The sequence below is a fragment of the Micromonospora sp. A202 genome (genome assembly GCF_006715105.1).
In the GTDB taxonomy this organism is placed as follows: domain Bacteria; phylum Actinomycetota; class Actinomycetes; order Mycobacteriales; family Micromonosporaceae; genus Micromonospora; species Micromonospora zamorensis.
The window spans coordinates 3,089,036-3,113,403 of sequence record NZ_VFMP01000001.1; the positions used below are offsets into that span (position 1 = coordinate 3,089,036).

General features: G+C 70.6%; 24 protein-coding genes. 10 read left to right on the top strand and 14 right to left on the bottom strand.

Annotation, left to right across the window (positions count from 1 at the left end; genetic code table 11):
- Positions 1 to 105 precede the first annotated feature (105 nt).
- Positions 106 to 1,299, top strand: a complete 1,194-nt coding sequence (eis, locus tag FBZ33_RS14420; RefSeq protein WP_185755304.1) for an enhanced intracellular survival protein Eis — start codon at positions 106 to 108, stop codon at positions 1,297 to 1,299.
- Between the two features lie 69 nt (positions 1,300 to 1,368).
- Here eis and FBZ33_RS14425 read toward each other — a convergent pair whose 3' ends face one another.
- Positions 1,369 to 2,028: a response regulator transcription factor gene (locus FBZ33_RS14425; RefSeq protein ID WP_141909435.1), complete on the bottom strand. Its 660-nt coding sequence runs from the start codon at positions 2,026 to 2,028 to the stop codon at positions 1,369 to 1,371.
- A complete protein-coding gene (locus FBZ33_RS14430; protein ID WP_141909436.1) occupies positions 2,016 to 3,203 on the bottom strand; it encodes a sensor histidine kinase in 1,188 nt (395 codons plus the stop codon). Before FBZ33_RS14430 ends, FBZ33_RS14425 begins: the two co-directional genes overlap by 13 nt.
- A gap of 158 nt (positions 3,204 to 3,361) precedes the next feature.
- On the opposite strand from FBZ33_RS14430, the gene FBZ33_RS14435 reads away from it, so the two are divergent.
- Entirely contained in the window at positions 3,362 to 4,192 is an 831-nt protein-coding gene (locus FBZ33_RS14435) for an ABC transporter ATP-binding protein (RefSeq protein ID WP_141909437.1), read from the top strand.
- 11 nt (positions 4,193 to 4,203) lie between these two features.
- Positions 4,204 to 6,771 (top strand): ABC transporter permease, encoded by a 2,568-nt coding sequence (locus FBZ33_RS14440; RefSeq protein ID WP_141909438.1) that lies wholly within the window; start codon positions 4,204 to 4,206, stop codon positions 6,769 to 6,771.
- Positions 6,772 to 7,027: 256 nt separating this feature from the next.
- Here FBZ33_RS14440 and FBZ33_RS14445 read toward each other — a convergent pair whose 3' ends face one another.
- Positions 7,028 to 7,489, bottom strand: a complete 462-nt coding sequence (locus tag FBZ33_RS14445; protein ID WP_141909439.1) for a MarR family winged helix-turn-helix transcriptional regulator — start codon at positions 7,487 to 7,489, stop codon at positions 7,028 to 7,030.
- A 97-nt stretch (positions 7,490 to 7,586) separates the two neighbouring features.
- On the opposite strand from FBZ33_RS14445, the gene FBZ33_RS14450 reads away from it, so the two are divergent.
- On the top strand, positions 7,587 to 8,039 hold the full coding sequence (locus FBZ33_RS14450; RefSeq protein ID WP_088948222.1) for a MarR family winged helix-turn-helix transcriptional regulator: 453 nt from the start codon (positions 7,587 to 7,589) through the stop codon (positions 8,037 to 8,039).
- A 6-nt stretch (positions 8,040 to 8,045) separates the two neighbouring features.
- Here FBZ33_RS14450 and FBZ33_RS14455 read toward each other — a convergent pair whose 3' ends face one another.
- The 3 genes from FBZ33_RS14455 to FBZ33_RS14465 form a co-directional block, all read right to left on the bottom strand.
- A complete protein-coding gene (locus FBZ33_RS14455; protein ID WP_141909440.1) occupies positions 8,046 to 8,729 on the bottom strand; it encodes a hypothetical protein in 684 nt (227 codons plus the stop codon).
- Positions 8,730 to 8,812: 83 nt separating this feature from the next.
- Positions 8,813 to 9,274 carry a peroxiredoxin gene (locus FBZ33_RS14460; protein WP_141909441.1) on the bottom strand — a complete coding sequence of 154 codons (462 nt, stop codon included), beginning with the start codon at positions 9,272 to 9,274 and terminating at the stop codon, positions 8,813 to 8,815.
- A 45-nt stretch (positions 9,275 to 9,319) separates the two neighbouring features.
- Complete coding sequence (locus FBZ33_RS14465; protein WP_099853597.1) at positions 9,320 to 10,153, bottom strand: patatin-like phospholipase family protein; 834 nt, start codon at positions 10,151 to 10,153, stop codon at positions 9,320 to 9,322.
- An 88-nt stretch (positions 10,154 to 10,241) separates the two neighbouring features.
- On the opposite strand from FBZ33_RS14465, the gene FBZ33_RS14470 reads away from it, so the two are divergent.
- Positions 10,242 to 10,970, top strand: coding sequence for an SDR family NAD(P)-dependent oxidoreductase (locus FBZ33_RS14470; RefSeq protein WP_088948226.1), 729 nt, complete (start codon positions 10,242 to 10,244; stop codon positions 10,968 to 10,970).
- 37 nt (positions 10,971 to 11,007) lie between these two features.
- Here FBZ33_RS14470 and FBZ33_RS33365 read toward each other — a convergent pair whose 3' ends face one another.
- From FBZ33_RS33365 to zwf, 3 genes are all read right to left on the bottom strand, one after another.
- On the bottom strand, positions 11,008 to 11,133 hold the full coding sequence (locus FBZ33_RS33365) for a hypothetical protein (protein WP_255508866.1): 126 nt from the start codon (positions 11,131 to 11,133) through the stop codon (positions 11,008 to 11,010).
- Positions 11,130 to 12,542 carry an OFA family MFS transporter gene (locus FBZ33_RS14475; RefSeq protein ID WP_141909442.1) on the bottom strand — a complete coding sequence of 471 codons (1,413 nt, stop codon included), beginning with the start codon at positions 12,540 to 12,542 and terminating at the stop codon, positions 11,130 to 11,132. The genes FBZ33_RS33365 and FBZ33_RS14475 overlap by 4 nt, the downstream gene beginning before the upstream one ends.
- Before the next feature lie 139 nt (positions 12,543 to 12,681).
- Positions 12,682 to 14,061 carry a glucose-6-phosphate dehydrogenase gene (zwf, locus tag FBZ33_RS14480; protein WP_141909443.1) on the bottom strand — a complete coding sequence of 460 codons (1,380 nt, stop codon included), beginning with the start codon at positions 14,059 to 14,061 and terminating at the stop codon, positions 12,682 to 12,684.
- A gap of 230 nt (positions 14,062 to 14,291) precedes the next feature.
- On the opposite strand from zwf, the gene FBZ33_RS14485 reads away from it, so the two are divergent.
- Positions 14,292 to 15,113 (top strand): NAD(P)-dependent oxidoreductase, encoded by an 822-nt coding sequence (locus tag FBZ33_RS14485; protein WP_185755305.1) that lies wholly within the window; start codon positions 14,292 to 14,294, stop codon positions 15,111 to 15,113.
- Between the two features lie 48 nt (positions 15,114 to 15,161).
- Positions 15,162 to 15,944, top strand: coding sequence for an alpha/beta fold hydrolase (locus FBZ33_RS14490; RefSeq protein WP_141909444.1), 783 nt, complete (start codon positions 15,162 to 15,164; stop codon positions 15,942 to 15,944).
- 82 nt (positions 15,945 to 16,026) lie between these two features.
- Here the strand turns inward: FBZ33_RS14490 and FBZ33_RS32765 are convergent, their stop codons facing one another.
- Positions 16,027 to 16,782, bottom strand: a complete 756-nt coding sequence (locus FBZ33_RS32765) for a hypothetical protein (RefSeq protein WP_255508867.1) — start codon at positions 16,780 to 16,782, stop codon at positions 16,027 to 16,029.
- Positions 16,783 to 17,157: 375 nt separating this feature from the next.
- On the opposite strand from FBZ33_RS32765, the gene FBZ33_RS14500 reads away from it, so the two are divergent.
- Positions 17,158 to 18,159 (top strand): tyrosine-type recombinase/integrase, encoded by a 1,002-nt coding sequence (locus FBZ33_RS14500; protein WP_141909445.1) that lies wholly within the window; start codon positions 17,158 to 17,160, stop codon positions 18,157 to 18,159.
- 6 nt (positions 18,160 to 18,165) lie between these two features.
- On the opposite strand, the gene FBZ33_RS14505 is transcribed toward FBZ33_RS14500, so the two are convergent.
- From FBZ33_RS14505 to FBZ33_RS14515, 3 genes are all read right to left on the bottom strand, one after another.
- Positions 18,166 to 18,822 (bottom strand): fasciclin domain-containing protein, encoded by a 657-nt coding sequence (locus FBZ33_RS14505; protein ID WP_185755306.1) that lies wholly within the window; start codon positions 18,820 to 18,822, stop codon positions 18,166 to 18,168.
- Positions 18,823 to 18,914: 92 nt separating this feature from the next.
- Positions 18,915 to 21,023, bottom strand: a complete 2,109-nt coding sequence (locus FBZ33_RS14510) for a M14 family zinc carboxypeptidase (protein WP_141909447.1) — start codon at positions 21,021 to 21,023, stop codon at positions 18,915 to 18,917.
- A gap of 149 nt (positions 21,024 to 21,172) precedes the next feature.
- Entirely contained in the window at positions 21,173 to 21,952 is a 780-nt protein-coding gene (locus tag FBZ33_RS14515) for an endonuclease/exonuclease/phosphatase family protein (protein WP_141909448.1), read from the bottom strand.
- A gap of 183 nt (positions 21,953 to 22,135) precedes the next feature.
- On the opposite strand from FBZ33_RS14515, the gene FBZ33_RS14520 reads away from it, so the two are divergent.
- A complete protein-coding gene (locus tag FBZ33_RS14520; protein ID WP_305069537.1) occupies positions 22,136 to 22,909 on the top strand; it encodes a sulfite exporter TauE/SafE family protein in 774 nt (257 codons plus the stop codon).
- Positions 22,909 to 23,679, top strand: coding sequence for a GNAT family N-acetyltransferase (locus FBZ33_RS14525; RefSeq protein WP_141909449.1), 771 nt, complete (start codon positions 22,909 to 22,911; stop codon positions 23,677 to 23,679). The genes FBZ33_RS14520 and FBZ33_RS14525 overlap by 1 nt, the downstream gene beginning before the upstream one ends.
- Positions 23,680 to 23,701: 22 nt before the next feature.
- Here FBZ33_RS14525 and FBZ33_RS14530 read toward each other — a convergent pair whose 3' ends face one another.
- Entirely contained in the window at positions 23,702 to 24,316 is a 615-nt protein-coding gene (locus tag FBZ33_RS14530; protein ID WP_141909450.1) for a TetR/AcrR family transcriptional regulator, read from the bottom strand.
- Positions 24,317 to 24,368 lie beyond the last annotated feature (52 nt).

Sequence of the window (24,368 nt, forward strand, 5' to 3'; positions counted from 1 at the left end):
GGGACGGGGTGGGGCGGGGTGGGGTGGGACATTGGTGGGGGCCGGCAACCGCACCTGGCGGGAAATCGGCAGTCGTCGGGAGTCGCCCCCCGCTAGGGTGTGCCGATGCCCGAGCCTGTGCACGTTCGTGAACTCACCACCGACGACCTCGACGCCGCCTGGGAGCTGGGACGGGTCGCGTTCGGCGCCACCTCGGAACGAGCCGCCAGCACCACCATCGCGGTGCCCGGCATGAGCCGCTACGGCGCGTTCGACGACAGCGGTCGGCTCGTCGGCAAGGCCGTCGACCTGCACCACGACCAGTGGTGGTCGGGCCGGGCGGTGCCGGCCGCCGACGTCGCCGGTGTGGCGGTCGCCCCCGAGGCCCGGGGTCGGGGCGTGGGCCGTGCCATGCTCACCGGTCTGCTGCGGGGGGCCCACGAGCGGGGGGCGGCGGTCAGCGCGCTCTACCCGACCGTCGCCGCCCCCTACCGGGCCTGCGGGTGGGAGGCCGTCGGTGTGCTGCGTACCGTCGATCTGGCCACCGCCGCGCTGCCCCGGCACCGGCCCTCCCCGGACCTGACCGTGCGGGCCGGCGCGGTGGCCGACCTGCCCGCCGTCGCCGACCTGTACGAGCGGGTCGCCCGGTGCCGCAACGGCATGCTGACCCGTCGGGGTGAGCTGTTCGACTTCTTCGCCGCCGACCGGGGCCTGCCCGGCGACGGCCTCACCCTCGTCGAGGACGACGGCGACCTGGTCGGCTACGCCACCTGGCAGCGGGGATCGGGCTACGGCGCCGACTCGGTGCTCACCGTCGACGAGGCCCTGGCCGTCACCGCCGGGGCCGCCCGGGAACTGGTCGGGATGCTCGGCAGTTGGGCCAGCGTCGCGCCGACGCTGCGGCTGTGCCCCCTCGACGGCGACGCGGTCAGCCCTCACCTGCCACTGGAGTCGGCCCGCGACCACGAGCGGGACCTGTGGATGCACCGACCCGTCGACGTCGCCCGCGCAGTGAGCGCGCGGGGGTGGCCCGCCCACACCCGGGGCGTCGTCGACTTCGGCCTCACCGACACCCTCGCCGAGTGGAACACCGGCACCTGGCGGCTGACCGTCGCCGACGGCGACGCCGAGCTGACCCGGGTCAGCGGCGAGGCCGATCTGCGGTTGGACGTACGCGGCTTCGCCCTGCTCTACGCCGGCGCCGCGCGGGCCCGCTCGGTCGCGCAGGCCGGGCTGCTGCACCACAGTGCGGGTGTCGACCCGGCCGCGCTCGACCTCCTCGGCGCCGGCGGGCAGGCGCAGTTGCTCGACTACTTCTGACCGACGCCCACTGGTGCGGTGTCGGCTTCTGACGATGAGTGTCTGGCGGGCGGCGAGTCACCGGCGTGCTCAGTCGCCGTCGATCTGGCCCGCGCCGTTGAGGTAGGTGAGCACGGCGAGGACACGGCGGTGGCCGCTGTCGGTGACGGCGAGCCCGAGCTTGTTGAAGATGTTGCCGATGTGCTTGTGCACGGCGTTGTCGGTGATGACAAGCCGGTCAGCGATGGTGTTGTTGTCGTGTCCCTGGGCCATCAGTGCGAGTACCTCACGTTCGCGAGGAGTGAGGACGGCGATCGGGTCGCTGCGGTTGGCGAGGAGTTGGGCGATGACTTCAGTGTCCATGGCGGTGCCACCGGCGGCCACTCGGCGCAGCGCGTCGACGAACTCGTCCACCCGGCTGACGCGATCCTTGAGGAGGTAGCCGACGCCGCCGCCGGTGGTGGCGAGTAGTTCCGCGGCGTACTGCTGCTCGACGTACTGCGACAGCACCAGGACCGGCAGGCCAGGGTGCTCTCGGCGGGCCTGAAGGGCGGCTCGGATGCCCTCGTCGCGAAATGACGGCGGTAGCCGGACGTCGACGATGGTGACGTCGGGCCGGTGGTCCCGCACGGCGGTGAGGAAGCCCGCCGCGTCGCCCGCGATGGCGGCGATGTCGAACCCCACGCTGTTGAGTAGCAGTTCCAGTCCGGTGGCCAGCAGCACATTGTCTTCGGCGATTACGACCCGCATGGCAGCTCCATGGTGATCGTCGTAGGCCCGCCGGCCGGACTATCGACGTCGACGGTGCCGTCGAAGGCGAGCACACGGCGACGGATCCCGGCCAGGCCGGTGCCCAGCCGATCGTCGGCGCCGCCAGCGCCGTTGTCGGTGATCACCACCGATAGCCGGTCTGCCTTACGGCTCACCCGTACGCCGGCCGTAGTCGCTTGGCTGTGCTTGGCGACGTTGGTGAGTGCCTCGGCGACGGCGAAGTAGACGACGGCCTCCACGGCCGCCGGTACTGTGTCGAGGTTGTCGATGTCCAGCCGGGTTGGCACGCCACAGCGAGCCGTCACTGCGGTCAGTGCACCGGTGAGGCCGCGGTCGGCGAGGATCGGCGGATAGACGGTTCGGATCACGTCGCGGAGTTCGGTCATCGCCTCCTCGGTTCCTTCGTGTGCGTCCCGAAGAAGTTCTTCCAGGAACTGCTCGTTTCGTGGGTTGTCGGACAGTGCTCGCCGGGCCACGGCCAGCCGCATCGCGATGGCCACCAGCCGCGCCTGGGTGCCGTCGTGCAGGTCGCGCTCGATCCGGCGCAGCTCTGCGCCGTGTGCGTCGAGCACGTCTGCCCGGGTGCGGGTCAACACGGCGACCCGGTCGGCGAGCTGTTCGGCCGTCGAGTGCGACAGCACTGCCAGGCAGATCCGGGCATGTGCGCGAGCGATCGGTGCGAAGGCCAGGTACGACAACGCGGTGAGCAGGAGGATCTGCAGTGCACCGAGGGTGAGGGCTGTTGCCCAATTGGTCACCGGGACATCGATGAACAACCGTGGCCGATTCTCCGGCGCGAACGCCCACCACAGTGGTGTGGCGAGTGCGGCGGTCAGGAGGTTACCCACGCACAGCAGCGCGAGCAGGCCGAGCGTCACTCCGGTGATGGCGTTCACCGGCAGCCAGAGCAGGTCGCGGGGCGTTGCCGGATCGGCCCATGCTCGGCGCCCCGTCAGGTGCAGAACAGGGCGCGATGCCAACGGCGTCTCGAGCAGTCGGCCGGCGCGGTCACGGTGCCAATTCGCCCATCGCCGGGCGAGCCTCGGATGGCACAGCAGCGGCAGTGCGAGCAGCGTGGCGATCCCGGTGGCCAGTGATCCCAGGAGGTAGGTCCCGCCACGCCACACCTGCACCCACGGCCGACCCGACGTCACAGGATGCCCTTTCTGCGTACCCTCCTTGGGGCCGCGTTCACGACACCGCGTCAAGTCTGCCCGGTGGCCGCCGCCGGCGGCACTACAGCCACCTGTACCTCACATCCGGTGGTACGGGGTATCGGTATCCGACGGTCGCGGAATCTAGCGTCGGACCCATGAAGTTCAACAGCAGAAACCCATCGAGACGACGCGGGGCGCTGGTCGAGGCCACCGCGACCCAGTCGCTACGGCCGGGTGCACTGCCGACATTCAGAACACCATCGTGCGCGGTGCAATTGGATTCGGTGTCAAAAGTATACGGGTCGGGGAGGAACGAGGTACGCGCTCTCGACGGGGTGACAGCCGGATTCCCGCGCGGTACGTTCACCGCCGTCATGGGCCCGTCCGGCTCCGGCAAGAGCACGTTTCTGAACTGCGCGGCGGGTCTGGACCGCCCGACATCGGGCCGGGTCGTGCTGGGTGACACGGATCTGTCCGGCCGGTCGGAGACCGAGTTGACCGAGCTACGCCGCGACCGAATCGGGTTCGTCTTTCAGGCGTACAACCTGCTCGGTGCGCTGACCGTGGCGGACAATGTCACGTTGCCCCTCCGGTTGGCCGAGAAGCCGGTCGATGCCGAGCAACTGGCGAGCGTCCTCGCTGCGGTCGGGCTCGCCGAGCATCACGACCGGCGCCCGAGTCAGCTCTCCGGCGGCCAGCAACAGCGGGTGGCGATCGCGAGAGCTCTCATCAACCGGCCCGATCTGGTGTGCGCCGACGAGCCGACGGGCGCGCTGGACAGCCGTAACGGCCGCCAAGTCCTGACACTGCTCAGGAAGATCGTCGACGACCTGGGGCAGACCGTGCTGATGGTGACGCACGATCCGGTCGCGGCCGCGCAGGCCGACACCGTGGTGTTTCTCGCCGACGGCCGGTTGGCCGGCGAGATGACCCGACCGTCCATCGAGCAGATCGCCGAGCGGATGACTCACCTGGGGGAGCAGTGAGTCGCCGCGTGATGTCGAAGCGCATGCTGGCGCTGGCCTGGAAGACAGTCAAGGGGCGGAAGGGCGGGTTCGTCGCGGCATTCGTCGCGGTGCTGTTCGGCTCGGCGGTGATCACGGCCTGCGGGATCCTGCTGGAGAGCAGCGAGCGCTCGGGCGTGCCAACCGAGCGCTACCAGGCTGCCGACCTGGTGGTGGGCGCCTCGCAGGCAATGCCGGTGGCCGACGACGTAGATCCCAGGTTCGGCGAGCGAGCCACCCTGCCGGCCGCCCGGGTCGGCGACATCGCGCGAGTGCCTGGCGTCCGATCGGCGATCGCCGACGTCAATGTCCCGGTCAGCCTCGTGACGACGGACGCCGAGGTGCTCGCCGGGCCGGACGGCACCCCCGCGCTCGGGCATGGTTGGCAGTCGGTCGCGCTCGGCCCGTTCACCACGAGCACCGGCCGGGCACCGGCCGGGCCGGACGATGTGGTGCTGGACTCCGCGCTGGCCGAGCGGGCCGGCGTTACCGTCGGCGCGTCGGTGCGACTCGCGGTCGGCTCGAACACGTCGATGTACCGGGTGACAGGCATCGCGGGTCTGCCTGGAGGCCGACTCGCCCGGCAGTCCGCACTGTTCTTCACCGATGATCGGGCCCGAGAGCTGACCGGCCAACCGGACCGGGTGGACGCGATTGGCGTGCTGGCCGCACCCGGAGTCAGTGCCGACGAATTGGCAAGCGCCATCAAGTCGGCAGTTCCCGATGCGGTCGTCTACACCGGCAGCGACCGAAGCGAGGCCGAGTTCCTCGACATCGGCACCACGCGTTCGTTCATCAGCGAGCTGTCCCTGGCGTTCGGCGGCAGCATGATTTTGGTGATCATGATCGTTGTGGCGAGCACACTCGCCCTGTCCGTTCGGCAACGGCTGCGGGAGCTGGCGCTGCTGAGGGCGATCGGCGCGACCCCGAAGCAGGTGCTCGGGATGATCGCCGCAGAGACCATGGTGGTGGGCACGCTCGGAGCAGTGCTGGGCGTGATTCCCGGCATCGGCCTCAGCTTCCTCCTCCGCGAAACCTTCATCCTGGTCGGCGCGGTACCAGACGACTTTGAACTGTGGATCAGCCCGCTGCCGGTACTCCCGGCGATGGTGCTGTGCCTGGTCGGCGCCCGTTTGGGCGGCTGGATAGCCGCGCGGCGCGCGGCCAGGCTCAGGCCGGTGGACGCGCTTGGCGAGGCCGTGGTGGAGCCGCCCGAACTCGGGTGGCTTCGGTTGACCGTCGGCTTGCTGCTGGTCCCCGCCGGTCTCGCCATGGCGGTCGTGCTGCCATGGGTGCTACCCGGTGAAGGGGCCGCTGAAAGTGCGGCCTTCTCTGCGTTCCTGCTCCTCTTCGCCGTCGCGCTGCTGGGGCCGCGGTTGCTCGGCGGTGCCGTCACCGTGCTGGGCCCCTGGTTACGCCGCGGGTCGGGCGTCAGCGGGTTCCTTGCGATAGCGAACGCGCACGCCAACTCGCGGCGGCTTGCCGCGGCGACCACTCCTTTGATCATGGGCATCATCCTGGCCGCCGGGCAGCTCTTCAGCGGGACGACCGCGAGCTCGGCCGCGCAGGATCAGGCCGCAGACGGACTGCGCGCGGACTACGTCGTCACATCCACGTCCGCCGGCGTGTCGCCCGAGGTCGCGGACATGCTCCGGGACGTGCCTGGCGTCTCGGCGGTGACCCCGGTCGTGCGTACACGGACGCTGGCGACCTTCGGCTCGAGCGACGGCCCCCAATTCAGGACCTACTCGTCGCAGGGGGTCACCAGTGATCAGCTCGCCGAGACCATGGATCTCGCCGTTCTCGAGGGCGATGTCGCGGATGTGCGGGGCAACACGGTGGCGTTGAGCCGGATCGCGGCGGGCACCCTCGGCGTCGCTCTCGGCGACAGCATCGACCTTCGCCTCGGTGACGGCACACCGATCAAACCCACGGTGGTGGCGCTCTACGAGAGAGGACTCGGCCTCGGTGACGTCACGCTGCCGCACGACCTCGTCCTAGAGCACAACACCGACCGCCTGGACCTCGCGGTGCTGGTCACGGCGGCCACGGGAACCGACGCTGCGGCACTCGGCGACGCATTGCGCTCCGCCGTCCAACACCTCCCGACCGTCCGGGTCAACAACCGCGAGTCGTTCATCGCCGCGCAGAGCGCCGCGGCCGCTGGTGAGTCGGCGGTCGGCCTCATTCTCAACGCGGTCCTGCTCGGTTACCTCGCGATCGCCGTGGTAAACACCCAGGTGATCGCTACCGCCTCGCGCTTCCGCGAATTCGCCCTACTCCAACTGGTCGGCGCCACCCGCCGCCAGGTGTTCGCGATGATGCGCAGCGAGACGCGGATCATCGTCGTCGCAGCCGTGCTCATCGGTACCCTGGGCGCGATCCCGTCATTGATCGGCACAAGCATTGGACTGACCAGGACGCTGATTCCGTCTATCCCACCGCTCGTCTACGTGGGAATCGTCGCGGTCACCGCGCTGCTCGGCTCGGCCGCCATCATGACCTCCACTCGAATCGCCATGCGGTCGCAGCCGGTCAACGCGATTGGCGCTCGCGAGTGACGCCGGCGGCACTACAGCCACCTGTACCTCACATCCGGTGGTACGAGGTATCGGTCCGCGTCGACGCGGCTCCTACCGCCAGTGGCAGGAGTCGAGGGCCCTGACCTGGCGATGGCCACGCCAGTCAGGGACCGTTCGGAGGAGGAGGCCGATAGAACGCGAGTTGCGCAACTGCACCAGAAAAGGAGTCCAGCTACGGTTGCCTGGTGGCGGCGTCCGGTCAGGCCGGGTCGCCGCCAGTTCGGCGTTCGCTCGGTCAGGCGGGGACCGCCGCCAGCTCGGCGTTCGCGCGTTCGGTGACGAGGGTGAGCACCCGCGCCGCCGTGGCGGCCTCGTCGGCGGGGATGTCCGCGTACAGCCGGGCACTGAGGTCGGCGACGGCGGCGACGACGCTGCGCTGGGTGGCGCGACCCGTGTCGGTGAGCGCCACCCGCGGCTCGTCGCCTCCACTCGCGGGGGACGGGCTGTCGACCTGTGCGAGGCCGGCATCGATAAGTTGGGCGACCACCTGGTGCACGGCCGACTCGTCGATCTTGCGTGTGCTGCTGACCCGGTGCGTGAGGTGTGCGCGTTCGACGGGGCCCTGGGCGAGGGCGTGCAGCGCGACCACCTGGTCGAACGTGACGCCGAGGGGACCGATGGCCCGTTTGAGCAGGGCCCGGGTGGCGTAGTGGGCCTGGCCGATGACCTGGCCGTTGAGGGTGGGGACGGTGGACATGGGAACCTCCTTCGAAGCGTTGGCACAGCCAACGTTGGAGCCGCCAACGTAACACCCGATCGTGGGTGGTGCCAACGATTACTGGTAGCCTGCGCCCATGGATCCCGTGGCCCCGCAGTCACCCGCCGGACTCCGCAGCACCCCGACCTGGCTGCTCAACCAGACCGCCGGCCATGCCGCCCGCCTGCTCAGCGAGGGCTTCGCCGCCCACGACCTCCGCGGCTACCACTACCGGCTGCTCACCGCGCTCGCCGAGGACGGCCCGGCCAGTCAGGCCGACCTCGGCCGCCGCTGCGCCATCGACCGCAGCGACGTCGTCGCGGCCATCAACGACCTGGCCGGCCGAGGGCTCGTCGTGCGCGCCCCCGACCCGGCCGATCGCCGCCGCAACGTCATCAGCATCACCGACGTCGGCGCCGACGAGGCCCGCCGGCTGGGCGACACCCTCGACCGCGTCCAACGTGACCTGCTCGCCCCGCTGTCCGCCACCGAACGCGACCAGCTGACCCGCCTGCTCACCCGGCTGCTGGCGCACCACAGCCGACAGTGACCCGCCTCAGCGGGCCTCGCGCAACTCCGCCAACCGGGCCTCGATCTCGGCCAGCTCGGCGCGCAGCTTGTCCGCCTGCTGCTCCGCCTCGGCCCGTTCGGTGCCGAGGATCTGCTCCACCGCCTCCTGCACACCCGGCACGTCGACCAGGCCCACCATCTTCAACGCCTCCGCCGGCTTCACCACGTACGGCTTCGCCAGAGCCTTGCTGCCCTGCTGCGCGGCGACGGTCCACTCACCGTCGGCGTACGCCAGCGTCACCGTGAGACCCGCGGGACCCTTCGGCTTGACGGCCTTGACCGCCCGCCGCGCCGGCGGCTTCTCCGTCTGCTCCACCTTCGGCTCCTCCTGTCGCTGCGCGGGCACCCGCGGCGTGTCCAACACGAACTCCGGCGCCGCCACCGGCGACTCCTGCGGCTCCGGCTCCGGTTTCGGCTCCACCACCCGCCGCGTCACACCCTTGGGCGCCACGGCCAGGTCCGCGGGGGAGAACGGCAACTCGTCGCGGCCGAAACGCACCACCACGAACTCGTCGGACACCTCAGGGTCGGTCAGCTCGATCACCTGACCGACCTGACCGGCGATCTGCCCCGCCGACGCGGTGAACACCACCCGCGGCTTACGCCCGGCAGCCAACGCCTCCCGGATGCTCTGCACCTCGCTAGTGGACAAACCCTGGCCGGCATCCATCACAACCCTCTTCCGTACACCTGTTTGATTGCTGTCTTGATACCAGCCGGCTGCGACACCCGCCGCACAGGGCTCGCGCCCACTCAGCCGCCCAACGCCCGCAGCGCCCGGTCCGCGTGGTCGTTCATGCTGACCTCGCTGTGGATCACCTCGATGACCCGACTGTCGGCGCCGATGACGAACGTCATCCGCTTCGTGCTCAACGGCCCCAACGGCAGCCGTCGCTTCACCCCGAGCTGCTGCGCCACAGTCCCGTCCTCATCCGAGAGCAGCGGATAGTCGAACCCGTTGAGCTTGGAGAACTCCGCCTGCTTCGCCACCGGGTCGCGGCTGATGCCCACCCGGGACGCGCCCAACGCCGTGAACTCCGCCGCGAGGTCCCGGAAGTGGCAGCTCTCCGCCGTGCACCCACGGGTCATCGCCCCCGGGTAGAAGAACAGCACCACCGGCCCCGCCGCCAGGAACTCCGACAGCCGCCGCGGCGTGCCCGTCTCATCTGGCAGCTCGAAATCCTCGACCACGTCGCCGACACCCACACTCGCCACCGCGCACCTCCATCGTCAGACCGGACAGGCGGTGAGCGTAAGCGATCAAGCCCAGAGCGCCGCCACCTCGTCCAGCACCGCGGCGGCCTGGGCCCGCCCGGCCCGCGCCGCGCCGGCCCGCCGGGCCGGGTCCAGCACGTTGCGGCCGATCGCCGTGCGCGCCGCCGCGTCCGGCGTCAGCACCGACACCCGCGACCCGGCCGCCCGCAACCCGTCGACCTGCGCCGACAGCCGCGGCATCGGCCCGATCGCCGCCGACGTCGGCGCGAGCACCAGGACCCGCTCCGCGCCGGCCGCGAGGTCCGCGTTCACCGTCGAGCGCATCCCACCGTCGACGAACCGGCGCGCGCCGATCGTCACCGGCGGCCACACCCCGGGCACCGCGCAACTCGCACCCACCGCGTCCACCAGGGACACCTCGCTGTCCCGGTCGAACACCACGAACTCACCGGACGACGCGTCCACCGCCGTGACCAGCAGCCGCCGCCGCGGCCACTCCCGCTCCGGCAGGCGGGCCTCGATCACCGCGCGTCGCGACGCCTCCGACGGGGTACGCGCCGCCAACGCCATCGCCCCGATCCGGGCCCGGGAGCGCGCCGCGTCGCGGGTACGACCACCCGCCCACACCAGCCGCGCCAGCGTCGCGAAGCCCAACCGCGCCGCCACCTCACTCGACGGCGGCGCCAACTGCTCCTCGTAGAACCGCTGCACCGGAAGCTCGGAGCACACCAGCGCGCCGACCACCGAACCCGCCGACGTCCCCACCACCAGGTCCGCCTCCGTGACCGGCACGCCCCGTTCGACCAGACCCGCCAGCAGCCCCAACTCCCAGGCCACCCCGGTCACCCCGCCACCACCGAGCACCAAAGCCCGCCGCATGTGACTCTCCTCTCGACGACCGACCCGCGCCGGTCACGGTAGCGTCGGCACGACACCTGCGCAGCCGTCAGCACCCTGGGGAGGCACCGTGGCACCCGTCACCGTCATCACCGGCGGTGGTCGCGGCATCGGCGCGGCCACCGCCCGCCGCCTCGCCAACGCCGGTCACCACGTCGCCCTGTGCTACCGCCGTGACGAAGCCGCCGCCACCGCCGTCCTGGCCGACCTGCGCGCCGCCGGGGCACAGGCCATCGCGGTACGCGCCGACACCACCGACCCCGATCAGGTCGCCGAGCTGTTCGACGCAGCAGCCCACCTCGGCCCGCTCACCGGCCTGGTCAACAACGCAGGGGTCACCAGCCCGATCGGGCCCTTCACCGAGTTGCGCGTCGACGACCTGCGCCGCGTCGTCGACGTCAACCTCGTCGGCTACGTCCTCTGCGCCCAGCAGGCCGCCCGCCGCCTCACCGACGGCGGCGCGATCGTCAACGTCTCGTCGGCCGCCGCGACCCTCGGCAGCCCCGGCGAATACGTGCACTACGCCGCCGTGAAGGCCGCCACCGACACCCTCACCGTCGGCCTGGCCAAGGAACTCGCCCCGAAGGGCATCCGGGTCAACGCCGTCGCACCCGGCATCGTGCGCACCGACATCCACGCCGACTCCGGCGTACCCGACCGCGCCGACACCGCCGTCGGTCGCATCCCGCTGGGCCGCGCCGGCGAACCCGACGAGATCGCCGCCGCCATCGCCTGGCTGCTCAGCCCCGACGCCTCGTACGCCACCGGCACGGTCCTGCGGGTCTCCGGCGGCCTCTGACCTCGCGTCACACCAGTCAGAGACCGCCGGACCCGGGTCACTGGGTGAACAACTTCGCCGCGGTGATGACCGTCTGCGTCACCCCGTAGCCCAGCAGCGCCGCCACCACCAACCACGAAATCCACAACCGGGCCTGCTGCCCGGATCGGCTGTCGTCGCTCATCGCGTACCACTCCTCTGCGCCGTCTTGTCCTCGTCAACGTCCCGATCCGCCGACGGCTCGTGGTAGCGCTGCGGCACCGGCCGCACCAACAGGTTCGCCACGAAGCCCACAGCCAGCACCCCCACCATCGTGAACAGCGCCGGCCGGTACGCCGCCGCCGTCAACGAACCCGGCTCACCCTGCGCGTCGAGGAACCCGTTGACGATCAGCGGACCCGCGATCCCCGCCGCCGACCAGGCGGTCAACAACCGGCCGTGGATCGCACCGACCTGGAACGTGCCGAACAGATCCCGCAGGTACGCCGGCACTGTCGCGAACCCGCCGCCGTAGAACGACAGGATCACGCACGCCAACAACACGAACAGCGCCGTCGCGGTCTGCCCCACGAGAGCCAGCAGCGCGTACAGCACCATCCCGACACCCAGGTAGACCATGTAGATCGGCTTGCGGCCGATGACGTCCGACGTCGACGACCACACGAACCGGCCCGCCATGTTGAACAGCGACAGCAGACCCACGAACCCGCCGGCCGCGGCGACGCTCACCGCCGAGGTGCCGTTGTCCCGGAAGAAGTCCTGGATCATCGGGCTGGCCTGCTCCAGGATGCCGATGCCCGCCGTGACGTTGCAGAACAACACCACCCACAGCAGCCAGAACGAGCGGGTCTTCACCGCGTTCGCCGCCGACACGTTCGCCGTGGTGACCAGCGGTTTCGCCGCGACGCTCGCCGGGTCGAAGCCGGCCGGGCGCCAGCCCTCCGCGGGCACCCGCACGTTCGCCACCCCGAACATCATGATCACGAAGTAACCCAGGCCGAGCGTCACGAACAACCACACCAGGGCGCTGCCCGACGCCGTCGACCCCGCGTTGGACGGGTCGTAACCGGCGTCGAAGAACGACAACAACTGCCGGGACAGGGGAGAGGCGACCATCGCCCCACCACCAAACCCCATGATGGCCAACCCGGTGGCCAGACCCGGCCGATCCGGGAACCACTTGATCAACGTGGAGACAGGGGAGATGTAACCGATGCCCAGACCAATGCCGCCGAGCAACCCGTAGCCCAGATACAGCAACCACAGTTGCTTCGTGGCAATGCCCAGCGAACCCACCAGGAAGCCCGCCGCCCAGAAACAGGCCGAGACGAACATCGCCTTACGCGGGCCGTTCGCCTCCACCCAGGTCCCGGCCACGGCCGCGGACAACCCGAGCATCACGATCGCGATACTGAAAATCACCCCGATCGCCGTCTGACTGGCGTCGAAGTGGGCGATCAGCGAGTTCTTGTAGACGCTGGTCGCGTAGACCTGGCCGATGCAAAGGTGGATGGCCAACGCCGCCGGGGGAATGAGCCACCTGCTGTAACCGGGCGGCGCGACGGTGTGCCGACGATCGAGTGCGGAAAGCATGCGGTGCTTCCTCTCCGAGGAGGACGAAGGACGTCCCGCACAACGTGCCCACACCACACGCACACCGCAAACCTCACCGTCGCCGGACGGTCATCCCGGTGAGCTGAGCGGTCAGTCAGCGACCGCACGGACCTGACGATCAGCGCAGATCCGGGGTGTGCCAGCCGCCAGCCAACGCGTCGGCGTCCGCCGGACCCCAACTGCCCTTCTCGTACGACTGCACCGCCGCCGGCAGATCCAGGATCGGCTCGACGATGCGCCACTCCTGCTCGATCGTCTCCTCACGCGCGAAGCGCAGATGCTGCCCATCCATCGCGTCGTCGAGCAACCGCTCGTACGCCTCCTGACGGCGACCCAGCGCCATGCCGAAGTCGACCGACAAATCCACCGCACGGCTCGCCACCTCGGCGCCCGGGCTCTTCGCCTGGATCGACATCGTGATGCCGTCACCACGCCCGAGGCGGAACCGCAACAGGTTCGCGGCCGTCACCGTGCCCCGCTCGGCAGGGATGAGCGACCGCTGCGGCTGCTTGAACTCGACCACGACCTCCGTCGCCGTCCCCGCAAGGGACTTACCGGCACGCAGGTAGAACGGCACACCCGCCCAGCGGGGGGAGTCGATCGTCAACCGGGTGGCCACGAACGTCTCCGTGTTCGAGTCCGCAGCCACACCCGGCTCGTCGCGGTACCCGGCGTACTGACCCCGCACCGTGGACTGCGGCGACAGCGCCTCGATCTGCCGCAGCACCGCGACCTCCGCCTCACGGAACGCGGCCGCGTCGTCAGCCGCGGGCGCCTCCATCGCCACCAGCGCGACAACCTGCAGAATGTGGTTCTGCAACACGTCACGAGTGGCGCCGACGGTGTCGTAGAAACCGGCCCGACCCTGCGTGCCGAAACCCTCGGCGAGAGTGACCTGAACGTTGTCGATGTGCTCGCTGTTCCACAACGGCTCGAACAGCCGGTTGGCGAACCGGAAGGCGTAGAGGCCCTCGACGGCTTCCTTACCGAGATAGTGGTCGATGCGGAACACCCGCTCCGGGTCGAAGGTCGCCCGCAGCGTGCGGTCCAGCTCGCGGGAGGACTCCACGTCACGCCCAAACGGCTTCTCCACGATCACCCGGCCCCGGTCAGCCAGACCGACCGCCGCGAGACCGTCGACGACGGCACCGAACACCGCCGGAGGAATCGCCAGGTAGAAGACCGGTCGCTCCGCACCCCGCAGACGCTCCGCCAACCGCTGATAGGTGACCGGGTCCGCGTAGTTGCCGGAGATCATCGAAAGGTTGCCCGCCAGCCGGTCGAAAGTCTCGTCGTCGACCTCGTCGTTGGCCTCAGCGACCGACTTGCGGGCCATCGTGATGAGCTGTTGATCATCCCAGGGGGAGCGGGCCACCCCGATCACCGGGACGTCCAGACGGTCGCGCCGGGTCAACTCGTACAGCGCCGGGAACAGCTTCTTCGAAACGAGGTCTCCCGTGACGCCGAACAGCACGACCGCGTCTGAACGCATGCGCATGGCACTTCCATTCGATCATGTAATTCTGATCTTCCGAACGGACAACGGCGCGGCCCAGCGCGAGAATTCCCCTGCGAGGGGCGCACGTGAGGTCGGCGACAGCGACGGCGCTTACCCTAGGAAGGTTCGCAGCTCAGGTGTGATGTGGGCAACGCCCCACCGTGATCGACGAAGTTCGATCATCATAATGCCTGCGAAGACCTGTCGGTAGGGGAGGAGAGACTGCCGACATGAGTCCACCATTCGGGACCGTGGTCATCACGGGCGCCGCCGGCCGCATCGGCAGCACACTCCGCCACGCCCTCCGCGACGAGACCCGCCACCTCGTCCTCATCGATCGCGACCCACTGACCGCGCAGTCGCCGGTGGAGCAGGTCATCGGCCTGGACCTCACCGACCTCGACGCCCTGATCTCGGCGTTCGAGGGCGCTGACGTGGTGATCCACCTCGCCGGGCTGCCGGACGAGGCCCCACTCGCCGACCTGCTGGACGCCAACGTGCTGGGCACGTTCCACGTCTTCGAGGCGGCCCGCCGGCAACAGGTCGACAGGGTCGTCCTCGCCAGCAGCAACCGGGTCACCGGCTTCCACCCCGTCGGAAAGACCGTCAACCCCGAAGATCCGGTCCGACCGGACGGCTTCTACGGGGTCAGCAAGGTGGCAGTCGAGGCTCTCGCCCGCCTGTACGCGGACAAGTTCGCCCTGTCCGTGGTGTGCCTGCGCATCGGCAGCTTCGAGGACAGACCAGACGACGCCCGATATCTCGCCACCTGGCTCAGCCCACGCGACTGCCTCGGGTTCATCCGAGCGGCCATCACCGCACCCGACGTCTCCTTCGCAACCGCCTACGCCGTCTCCGCCAACACCCGCCGGTTCTGGGATCTCGACGCCGGCATCCAACTCGGCTACACGCCAGTCGACAACGCGGAAGACCACGCTGCCCACGTCGTCGGCGCCGACGACCCCATCGACTCCCGCGCGCCCCAGGGAGGCAGGTACGCCAGCGCCGAGACCACCCTCAGCCACATTCGCGGCGGGCAACCGAACCCCTGACGAGGAGTACAGGATGGACCGCACCGGCCAGCAGGGGAGAGCCCGACAATGAACCTGGCAGTCGACCAGTCACCGGGCACAGCACCAGAGGTGGTGTGCCTGCCGACGTTCGGCATGACCCGCACCGCCACGGCTGCCGCGTTCGGCCCAGCCCTCGCGGGCGCGGGCCTGCGAGAGACATACCTGGACCTACCCGGCCACGGCGACAGCCCCACGGACTGCCCACCAACGTCCCAGGCGGTGCTGGACACCGTGTGCGGGTGGCTCGACCACCACGTCGACGCGCCGGTCCTGCTCGCCGGCGGCTCCTACGGCGCGTACCTGGCCACCGGCATCGCCCGCCGACGACCCGAACTCGTCCGCGGCCTGCTCCTCGTCTGCCCGGGCGTCACCATCGCCCGCGACAGCCGGGACCTGCCCGACGACCCGCCGTCCGAAGCGCCCGAGGGCTGGCTCGACGAAGCTCCCGCAGCCCTGCACGCCCACCTCGACGCCGCCCTGGGCAATCGCACGTCAACTGTCGTCGCGACGGTGCTCGCGGCACTGAACGCCGGCGGTCCCGGTGACGCGACCTTCCAGGAGAAGCTGCAGACCGGGCCCGACTACGCGTTGCCCGACGAAAACGCCGACGTCGTCTTCGACGGCCCGGTCACGGTGATCACCGGCCGACAGGACAGGATCGTCGGGTACGCCGACCAGTTCCGCGCCATGCGCCGCTATCCACGCGGCACCTTCACCGTGATCGACGCGGCGGGGCACTACCTGCCGTACGAACAACCCGCGCTGCTGCGATCACTCACGCAGGACTGGCTGCGCCGTATGGGCGCGTAGACGGTGAACGAGCGCCATTCGATAATGCACATTATGTAAAGCTGTGTTATCTGACGGTCCCCTCGACCACCGATGGGCACTCTCAGTCGCGCGTCAGGCCCGGCGGACACGCGTCCTCGTCGGGTCGCACGCGGCGGGCACTGACCAGCGGGTTGCGTTGCAGGCCGGCGATGACAGCGGCGCTGCCGCCGACATCGGTCCAGGTGTCGTCCCACAGGGCGGAGACCAGCCAGGAGTGATCCGCCGGGAAGAACAGGTCGGGCAGCGGGCCGCCGCCGCGCATGTGACCGGTCCGCCAGGTGAGTGCCTGCTCGGGTCCCGCTTCGACCAGGACGTAGGGCCAACCCCAGTAGAGCGACACCCTCGGGGCACGCGGAAAGACGACGTCGTGCGCGCCGGTGTCGAGGTAGCCCAGCCACCAGGGCTGCTCCGCGGTACGTGCCGCCAGCTCGCGGACCACGGCCTGTTCGTGGGCGTCCACACCGACACCCTCGGGCGGGTGGAAGGTGGCGTACGCGTCGAACACCTCCGGGATCGCGGTGGTGATCGCGAGGCCCTGTGTGGTGTGGCCGGCGAGCCAGGCGACGTGGCTGGCCGTGCCGATCCGCCAGTTCCGTCCGTCCTTGTGGACGTCCAGGGGTTGTGTCGAGGCGCCGTCAGCGTCGGGGCGTCCAGCCACGACGGTGGGCGATGCTGAGGGAGCCCACCCGGGTTCGCCGTCCGGCCGCCACTGGTGCCCCTCGGGGCAGACCACATCGACGGGGTGGACCGGGTCCCGGTAGACGGTGGGCGCGCCGGGTCGACCACAGACGGGGCAGGTGGCGACGGGCGACGTCATGCCGCGCACGATACGTGCTTCTCCAGCAGCGCCACTGGCCTGCGACGCTGGGGGCGAGCCGATGTGTCGCTCGGTGCCTGTAGAGCTGCCCCATCCGTGGGGCGCGCCGACCACCGGCGGCGGAACCGCCCGCAGCGGCGCAGGGACCGGTGCGCCCTCACCGCTGCTCACCCACTACAGCGGGATGGTGTTTGCCGGGACGTCGTCGGCTTCGAAGAACCATCACACCTGGTCCGCGCGCCGGGGATCATCCGCCCCATACGTGGGGCAGCTCTACAGGCACCTGAGGAGACAGCGCGCCTCCCGTGCGGACCGGTTCCGCTCCCCCTCTCCCCACGCTTCCCCGCAACGCGAAAATGCTGCATAATATCCCTTATGCATGACAAACAGGACGAATCGCTCATGGTGCTGATCGAGGAGTTCCTGACCGCCCGAGCGACCCGCAAGCCCTCCCCCCACACTTTGGCCGCGTACCGCCGGGATCTGCACACGGTGGCGGCGCTGGTCGCCGAGGACGCCGCCACTCCCCTCCCCCTGGGCGCGCTGTCGATCACCGATCTCTCCCCCAGGGTGATGCGTGCGGCCTTCGCCCGGTTCGCCGGGCCCCGCGCGCCCGCGTCGGTGCACCGGGCCTGGTCCACCTGGAACAGTTTCTTCACGTTCCTGGTGGCCGACGGGATCGTGGCCGGCAACCCGATGCCGGCGGTCGGGCGACCTCGGGCGCTACTCCCCCAGCCGAAGCCGCTGCGGGGGGCGGACACTCCCGAGGTGCTGCTCGCGTCCGCGGCGCGCGACGAGGGTCGGCAGCGCGACCCGTGGCCAGAGCGGGACGTCGCGGTGTTGGCGGTGGCGCTCTGCGCGGGGCTGCGCCTGTCGGAGTTGCTGGCGCTACGGGTCGGCTCGCTGGGTGGTCGACCGGGTGAGCGGCGGATCGAGGTGCTCGGGAAGGGTGGGCGGCCCCGGGTGGTGCCGATCGAGGGGGGTCTGGACCGGGTGCTGGTGGACTACCTGGACAGTCGTGCGCGGCGCTTCGGTTCGCGGTCGGTGCGCCCCGACTCGGCGTTGCTGGTGGATCGGCGTGGTGAGCCGTTGCGCCGGGGTGGGCTGCAGTATCTCGTCGAGTCGTGTTTTCGGCGGGCGGGTATCGGTGACCGGGTGCCGCGGGGTGCGCGGTTGCACGCGTTGCGGCACACGTTCGCGACCCGGTTGGCCGAGGACGGGGCGAGCGCCGTGGAGATCATGCGTTTGTTGGGGCACGCGTCGTTGGCGTCGTCGCAGACGTACATCGAGGTGACGGCTGGGCAGCAGCGCGACGCGGTGCGCGCGAACCGGACCAACCGGGCGCTGGCGGGTCTGGTGCCGGTGAACCAGGAGTGAGCGCGGTCAGTGTGCCCGGTGGTCGCTGTCGTTGGCGGTGGTGGGCAGTGGGCCGAGGACCGCGTTGATGATGTGGATGCGCGTGTCGGTGGCCTGGTAGTCGGCGCAGACGGCGTCGGCGCGGTCGGCCAGACGGACGGTGGGGCCGTTGCGGGTGATGGCGACGGTGGTGCCGTCGAGGGTGGTGGCGGTGCCGGTGTCCGCCAGTTCGCCGATCGGGTGGGTTCCCTGGATCAGGTGTGCCTTCAGCAGGGTGCGCAGCTGGTCGGTGTGGCGGGTCATCAGGTCGTCCCAGTTGTCCTCGGAGAACTTGGCGGCGAAGGCGTCGTCGGAGGGGGCGAGGATGGTGACGCCGACGCCGGTGGGCAGGTCGGTGAGGACTCTGCTGGTGCGTACTGCCGCTTCGAAGGTGGTGAGGGTGGGGATCCACCGGAGCGCCTGGTCGACGGGCTGACCGGCGAGGAAGGTCGGGTTTCCGGGGTCGGTGCCGGTGGGCAGGGCGGCGCAGAGCGGTCCGGTGACCTGGGGTGCGTTGGCCGGTGGTGCGGCGTCGGTGCGGGGAGTCGCGGGGCTGCTGGTGCAGGCGGCGAGGAGCAGTGTCGGCGCGAGGAGCCCGAGGGTGAGCAGTCGGGGGCGTCGCGGTGGGGTGGCGGGTTGCGACACGGCGGCCTCCACGGTTTCGGGTGGGTGGGGATGTGCCGGCGGCGCGGGTTCGAGACCCGCGCCGCCGGCAGTTCGGTTCGGTCAGGTGACCGTCACAGTGCTGCGCACTGGGTGGTGCGTGGGCCGTGCACGGTGTTGGCGACGCCCAGGTTGGTCGGGGCGGGGCTGTTTGCCGTGCAGTTGAGCGGGCCGCGGATGGCGTTTCCGGCCAGCAGGGGTGCGTCGGTGCCGGTGGTGTTGCCGGTCAGGCTGACCGGGCCGGCGATGGTGACGTCGATGACGGAGACCGCGTTTGTGGTCTTCGTGATCTGGACCGGGCCGTTGATGGTGCTGTCGGCGAGGAGGATGCCGGCGGCGCCGGTGGCGGTGACCGGGCCGCTGATGGTCGTTCCGGTCGCGACGAGTGCCGCGCCGGCCCGGACGGTGACCGGGCCGTTGATGGTGGCGTCGTCGGCGCAGGTGAAGCCGGAGACGGTCAGTGGGCCGTTGCGTCGGCCGGTGAGGGTCGGGTAGACGCGTTCGCCGTCGGTCAGCTTCTCCACGCCCTTGGTGTCGAGCAGCAGCGGGATGAGGCCGCGTTCGGGTTGGTTGAGGGGGACGTAGTAGCCGTCCTCGGTCTTGATGACCTTCCAGCCGTGTGCGGCGATGCGTTGCGCGACGGTGGTGCCCACGCCGCCGGGTCCGTCGGTGCGGGCGCCGTTGTACTGCTCGTCGGTGAGTTTGTAGGCGCAGGGGGCGTTGTCGAGGATGAGGTCGGCGCGGGGTGCGTCCAGCGGCGGCGGGCTGTCGCCGGGGTGCGGGGCGGGGTAGGCCGGGATGGGTCGGGAGCCGCGGAAGACGAGGCGGCCGGTGTTGGCGGCCTGGATCTCGATGGACTGGGCGCGGGAGTTGAGGATGTCGGCGCGGTCGGCGCGGTGGTAGTCGAGGAACTGCTGGAAGGTCCACAGCGCGGAGTAGGTCTTGCGGCGCCGGTTGTTGGCGGTGTTGCCCTCGTCGGGTCGGGTCTGACCGCCGGAGCTGCGCAGTTCGAGCAGGGAGTTGGCGACGTTCTTGAGGCCGAGGGTGTTGCGCAGGATGGTTTCCTCGCTGAGGCCGATGTTGCCGCCGCCTTCGCAGCCGTAGGGGCAGGCCCACCAGCCGGCTTCGGCGCCCTTGGCGTACATGTGACCTTCGATCATGTCCTGGGACTGGTCGAAGATGGGTTGGGCGACGTTCTGGTGCCGCGGGGGCAGCATGGGCAGGTCCCCGGCGCGGGAGTTGCCGAACTCGTGGCCGTCGTAGCCGGCGACGGGTCGGTAGTCGCGGACCATCTTGATGTACGCGGCGGTTTCCGGCTGGCGGATGAGGGAGTAGTCGCGGTTGAGGTCCTGGCCGGTGGAGTTGCCGCGGGTGTTGTTGGCCCGGCCGTCGCCGTTGATGGTGGGGACGATCAGGACGGTGGTTCGGCTGAGCAGGTCCGTGATCCGGGGGTCGGTGCTGAAGGCGAGTTGCCGGGCCATGATGAGGCAGGCCTCGCGGTCGCCCGGTTCGTTGCCGTGCACGTTGCAGTTGATGGCCACCGGTGCGGTGGCGGCGACTGCCTCCGGGGTGGTCGCCGGGGTGGGGTGGCCGATGACCATCATGTTGATGGGTCGGTTCTGCACGGTGCGGCCGAGTTCGACGACGCGGACGCGGTCGCTGAGGGCGTCGATGGCGGCGGTGTAGGCGTACTCGTCGGTGTCGCTGGTGTACTGCGCGGCGTGGGTGGTCTCCCAGCCGGTGCGCAGTTGCTCGCCGGGGGTCGTGGGGTTGCCCCAGGGTGCGGTGGTGGTGGCGACGACCGGGTCGGAGTAGGGCTGTTCGGTGGTGTCGGTGCGGGCGCGTACGCGCCACTGGAAGGTGTCGCCGGGGTTGAAGCCGGCGTCGGCGAAGGTGGGTGCCTGTTGGTTGATCTGGCGGTTGGGTCGCCAGATACCGACGATGGTCGGTGCGCCGGTGGGGGTGCCGTTGGTGTCGACGGCGGTGCGTTCGATCTGGTAGTCGGTGGCGCCGTCGACGGGTTGCCAGGCGAGGGTGGCGTACCCGTCGGCTTGGCGGACGGTGAGGGCGGTGACCTGATGGGGTTCCGCGGCGCTCTGGGCGTTGGCGGGGGTGGGTGCGGTGGTGAGGGTGAGAGCGATGAGGGTGGATGCGGCGATGAGGGTGGATCGCTGACGTCTCATGTGGCCTCCGACGAGTTGATCGTGGCGCGTGTCGACCAGCATGATCGTCGAAGTCGGTCGATGCAATGATCTTGAGGGAATCTTGCGTCTCGGGGTGGTGCTCCCCCGGGCGCGGCTGAGCCACGGTGCGGCCGGTCGGGCGATGACGCTCAGCCGAGGTCGACCAGCAGGGGGCGGTGGTCGGAGATGGTGGACGCCGGTGCGGTGACCGCCCGTACCGGTGGGAGCTGGTCGAGGGCGTGCCGGTCGGCGAGGATGTGGTCGAGCTGGACGCGGGGCTGCCCGGAGGGGTAGGTGGGGCGGCGGCCCAGTGGATGCCAGCCGGAGACGAGGCGGGCCGCGCCGGCGGGCAGGTTGAGGTCGCCGAGCAGGACGCGGGGGGCGGGCAGGGCGCGTAGGGCGCGGACGGTCTGTCGCAGTTGGCGGGCGTTCCAGCCGGGCACGAAGGACAGGTGTGTCGCGGCCACGGTGAGCGGGCCGTACGGGGTGTCGAGGATGGCGGCGAGCACGACGCGGGGTTCGTCGTGCAGCAGGATCAGGCCGCCGCGGGGGCCGGGCACGTAGACCGGTGAGCGGACGGGTGCCGGTTTGAGTCGGGTGATGTGCCAGCTGCGTACGGGGTGTCGGCTGATGAGGCCGATGCCGTAGCAGGGTTCGCCGTGCCCGTCGTCGTCGTGGCGCAGCGGGCGGAAGTGTTCCCCGGGGGTGCCGACGACGGCGGCGGCGAAGCGGTGGTGGGGTGCGTCGAGGGCTCGGGCGGCGATGGCGGTGAGGTCGAGTTTTCCGCTGCGGTGTTGGTCGCGGTCGACCTCCTGCAGGGCGAGCACGTCGGCGTCGAGGGCGCGTACGGCGTCGGCGAGGCGGTCGGAGTCGACGAGCCCGTCGGTGAGGGATCGTCCGTGCAGCAGGTTGAAGGTGGCCAGGCGCACTCCTGCACCTTACGTGCCCGTGGCATGGTTGCCGGGTGCTGAAGGTGCTGCTGTGTTCCGTGCTGGTGTTCGTGGCGGTCGGCGCGTTGGGGGTGTGGTTGCGGCGTACGAGGGGTCGGTGACCGGGTGAGGCTGGCCACTCGGGTGCTGGTCGGACGCGTCGGGTAGGCAGAATTGCCGCCCGTGGACGCCGTGACGCTGAGTACCCTGCTGGCCGCCGCCGCGATGGCCGGGTGGGTGGATGCCGTGGTCGGTGGTGGTGGGTTGTTGCTGCTGCCGGCGTTGTTGGTGGCTGCCCCGGGGTTGCCGGTGGCCACCGCGTTGGGCACGAACAAGCTGGCCGCGATCTTCGGTACGGCCACGGCGGCGGCGACGTACGCCCGCCGGACCACTGTCGACTGGCGGGTGGCGGCACCGGCGGCGGGGGTGGCGGTGCTCAGCGCGGGGCTGGGCGCGGCGCTGGCCGGGGCGGTGCCGGCGTCGGCGTACCGGCCGGTCGTGCTGGTGGTGCTGGTGTCGGTGGCGGTGTTCGTGCTGCTGCGTCCCCGGATGGGGGTGGTGGCGGTGCCGGCGAAGCGGACTCCGGTGCGGGTGGCGGTGGTGATCGCGGTGGCCGGTGTGGGCATCGCCCTGTACGACGGTCTGATCGGTCCGGGGACCGGCACGTTCCTGGTGTTGGCGTTCACCGCTGTCGTCGGCGCGGACTTCGTGCACGGCTCGGCGATGGCGAAGGTCGTCAACGCGGGCACGAACCTGGGTGCGCTGGTGGTGTTCGGGGTGACCGGGCACGTGTGGTGGCTGCTGGGCGCGGGGATGGCGGTGTGCAACATCGCCGGCGCGGTGCTGGGGGCGCGGATGGCGTTGCGCCGCGGGTCGGGCTTCGTACGGGTGGTGCTGCTGGTCGTGGTGGTGGCGTTGGTCGCGAAGCTCGGGTACGACCAGTGGGTGGCCCGCTGATGGCGGTACGCCCCGAGCATGACCGTGCGGTCCTGGCGCGGTTGCTGGGGCGTGATCCGGTGCTGCACGCCTACCAGTTGGGTGACCTGGACGACTTCTTCTGGCCGTACACCTCGTGGTTTCGCTCCGGTGAGCAGGTCGCGTTGCTCTATCGCGGGGTGGACCCGCCGACGCTGCTGGCGTTCGCGGCGCCGGCGGACGCCGCGGCGCTGGCGGCGTTGCTGGCCGACCTTGCGCCGGCGTTGCCCGCCCGGTTGTACGCGCACCTCTCCCCCGGGCTGTCCGACGTGCTGGCCGGGTCGTTCCGGTTGGATTCCGGTGGCGCGCACCACCGGATGGCGTTGACCGATCCGGCCCGGTTGTCGGCGGTGCGTCCGGAGGGCGTGGTGCTCGGGCCGGCGGACCTGCCGGGGCTGCGCCACCTGTACGAGCGGGCGTACCCGGGGAACTGGTTCGATCCTCGGATGCTGGACACCGGGCAGTACCTGGGCGTACGCGAGGGCGGTGAGCTGGTGGCGGTGGCCGGGGTGCATGTGTGGTCCCCGGCCTACCGGGTGGCGGCGTTGGGCAACGTCACGACCCATCCGCTGTGGCGTGGACGGGGGCTGGGCGCGGCGGTGGTGGCGGCGCTGTGTGTCCGGCTGCGCGAGACCGTGGAACACGTCACGCTGAACGTGAAGGCGGACAACACGGTGGCGGTGCGGCTCTACGAGCGGGTGGGGTTCACCCGGGTCGCCGACTACGAGGAGTGGACGCTGACGGCCCGGTGACGCCGCGCGTTCCTGGTCGGGGTCAGGAGTCGACCGGAGGCCAGGTGCGCAGGGCCATGTCGGCCACCAGTTGCAGCTCGTCCCGGGTGGTGCCGCCTGCGGCCTGTACGGCGATGCCGTTGGCCACGGTCATCAGGTATCGGGCGAGCAGACCGGGATCGGCGCCGGCCGGCAGGTCGCGCTCGTCGATGGCCCGCTGGAACCGGTTCCGCAGGTGGGTGGTGCCCTCCTCACGCCAGGCGGCGAGTGTGTCGCGGGCCTGGCGGCCGGCCTCGCCGGCTGCCAGGGAGCCCTGCACCCCGAGGCATCCGGCGGGGCAGTCCGGTCGTGTGGTGGAGCGGACGGCGCCGTCGAGGAACGTTGTGGCCACCTCCCGGGCGGACGACTTTCCCAGCGCGTGGGCGACGTAGGACGCCGGGCCCTCGGTGTAGCGTTCCAGCGCCTTGCGGAACAGGTCCTCCTTGTTACCGAAGGCCCGGTACATGCTGGTGCGGGTGATGCCCATCGCGCTGGTCAGGTCGTCGAGGCTGGCGCCCTCGTAGCCCTGTGCCCAGAAGACGAGCACCGCCCGTTCGAGGGCTTCGTCGACGTCGAAGCCTCGTGGTCTGCCGAGCGGTGTCGTCCGGTTGCTCTCCACGACCTCAGCCTACGCCTTCGGTACCGACCGGTGCGGAAATGCTACGGTGGCA